Annotated in this window: 1 protein-coding gene; it reads left to right on the top strand. The window is 62.6% G+C overall.

Annotated elements, in window-relative coordinates; genetic code table 11:
* Positions 1–6: 6 nt before the first annotated feature.
* Positions 7–1,154: IS4 family transposase (locus A7D16_RS20205; RefSeq protein WP_064635010.1), on the top strand; the 1,148-nt coding region annotated here is incomplete at its 3' end.

Raw genomic sequence — 1,154 nt, 5'->3', positions numbered from 1 at the left:
CCGACCATGCGCGCCAGCGAAGTATTGCAGAAATGCTTGTCTAACTCACTCTCCGGGATGCATGCATTACGCCAACGCAGCTTGCTGCGCGCGGTTGAAGCGCTAGTGCATGGAGGCCGGCTGACGTTGATCGCTCTCGCACGCGCGTGGCCAGGCGCGACGCGGGTACGTGCGCCCCTCAAGGCATGCGACCGCCTGCTGTGCAATCGCGCGTTGTACGCCGAGCGGTCCGTGATCGAGCGGGACATGGCGCATTGGCTGTTGCGCGGCACGCAGCCAGTGATCGTGATCGACTGGAGCGATCTGAAGCCGGACAAATCGTGGTGCCTGCTGCGTGCAGCCGTCCCGATCGGTGGGCGCACGCTCACCTTGCTGGACATGGTGGTTCCGGGAAAGCAACAAGGCTCTCCTGGCGCGGAGAAGCGTTTCTTGCAGCAACTGCGCGCATTGATTCCAGACGATGTGCGTCCGATCCTGGTCACTGATGCCGGCTTCCGCACGCCATGGTTTCGTGCGGTGTCGGCGATGGGCTGGGATTGGGTTGGGCGACTGCGCGGACACACGCAGGTCAAGCCGCAAGCCGTGCCCGATGATGTAACGCAATGGATCGATAGCCGGAACCTGCATGCATTGGCTTCCAATCGTGCAAACGAATTGCCACCGATGCAGATCAATCGCAGCGATCCACTCAATTGCCGCCTTGTGCTCTATGCCAAAGCACGAAAAGGGCGTCAGCACCGCAACCGGCGCTCACCTGCCAACGTCTCGCGTGCATCATCGAGCCTGAAAGCAGCAGCGCGTGAGCGCGAGCCGTGGTTGATCGTTGCATCACCGCAGTTGCACGCACCCAGCGCAACGCAGCTGGTCAACCTGTACGCACGGCGGATGCAGATCGAGCTGGCATTTCGTGATCTGAAATCGCACCGCTACGGCCAGGCAATGGAAGACAGCTTGACCCGGCGCGGTGAGCGCCTGCAGATCCTGTTGTTACTCCATACGCTGGCCACCTTCGCCAGCTGGCTGGCAGGACTGGGCTGCGAAGCCACCGGCATCGCGCAGTGGCTGTCGCCGCGCAACAGCACCCGCAAGCTCTATTCGACACTGCGTGTCGGCCGCGAGGCGTTGGTCAGGCGCTGGCCGATGGAACCGGTCTC

The sequence above is a fragment of the Xanthomonas nasturtii genome, assembly GCF_001660815.1.
Lineage (GTDB): Bacteria > Pseudomonadota > Gammaproteobacteria > Xanthomonadales > Xanthomonadaceae > Xanthomonas > Xanthomonas nasturtii.
Note: the sequence above shows the minus strand (reverse complement) of the source record. Positions and strands in the feature narration are given on the sequence as shown.